Here is a 1,322-nt window from a genome sequence, read left to right on the forward strand (position 1 = left end):
GCTATAAGTATTTTTTTTATACCTCACAAAAAAACAATAAGGATTTTCTTAATGATGAAATCTTTCTTAATTTTGTTAAATTAAACGCCGTCAATATCCACTAATTCATAACTTGGCGGTCATATTGAATATTATTCAATTATAACTTAACTTCCTGCTTCTTGTTTCTTGCTTCCTATTTCTACCCCAACATCTAAAATTTTTTCTACAAAAGCGGGTATGCCTTTTTCTAAATCAGGATTTTGCTCAATATGTTTGATAAAAGCACTTCCAATGATAGCACCATTAGCATACTTGCAGGCTTTTTGGAAACTATCTTTATCCGAAATACCAAAACCTACAAGCAGAGGGTTTTTGAGTTTCATTGCTTGAATTTTCGCAAAATAATTTTCTTGCTCACTGCTGATACCAGTTTTAGTGCCTGTGGTAGTTGCCTGCGAAACCAAATATACAAAACCTCGGCTCGCTTCATCAATGGCTCGGATACGTTCAGGGGAGGTTTGAGGGGTAATTAAAAAAATTTTATGCAAACCATATTTTTCAAAAGTGTTGCGGTATTCGTTCTGATATTCTTGCAAAGGTAAATCGGGTAAAATGACACCATCAATGCCTACTTCTGCACATTTTTGACAAAATTTTTCTACTCCAAACTGCAAAACAGGGTTCAAATAACCCATTAGCACTATCGGAACTCGGACTTTGGAGCGTACATCTTGCAATTGCTCAAGAAGTGTAGTAATGGACATACCATTTTCCAAAGCTTTCTGACTGCTTTTCTGGATAGTTTCGCCATCGGCAAGGGGGTCGGAAAAGGGCATACCTATTTCAATCATATCTACCCCGCTCTGGGCAAGCAATTGTAAAATAGGCACGGTACTATCTAAATTGGGAAATCCTGCGGTGATGTAAATAGTAAGAATATGACTTTTTTTCTCCTTGAAAAGTTGGTCTATGCGGTTCATAGCAAACATCTCTTGTGCTTTCCATAAAAAATAATCGCCAAAGGTAATGATTTTTGAAATTACTCCATAAGACAGCAAAGTTAAATTTTGGTAAAGATTAGAGACAAGATGCAGGAAACAAGATGTAATATAAAAATAAGTTTTTAAGTTAAACTTGATGATTTTTGCAAAATAAAATTTTGTTTTATGATTGAAAATGAAAATTTTATTAAATTTTTTTTGCTTTTTTAGTTCAATATGACCGCCAATTGAGGTATTTGGAAAAATAAAAAAATGGCATTTATTTAGGAAAATTTTCCAACGATTAACCTAAAAAAAATGCCAAATTTATTAGAAATCCTCCTGCTTTTACAAACAGAA

1 protein-coding gene is annotated in these 1,322 nt (G+C 33.4%); it reads right to left on the minus strand.

The window, feature by feature from the left end; all coding sequences use genetic code 11:
* Nucleotides 1-146 precede the first annotated feature (146 nt).
* On the minus strand, nt 147-1,040 hold the full coding sequence (gene trpA / locus Rain11_RS13695; RefSeq protein ID WP_317042769.1) for a tryptophan synthase subunit alpha: 894 nt from the start codon (nt 1,038-1,040) through the stop codon (nt 147-149).
* Between the last annotated feature and the right edge of the window lie 282 nt (nt 1,041-1,322).

It is taken from the genome of Raineya orbicola (assembly GCF_002843425.1).
GTDB classification, from domain to species: domain Bacteria; phylum Bacteroidota; class Bacteroidia; order Cytophagales; family Thermonemataceae; genus Raineya; species Raineya orbicola.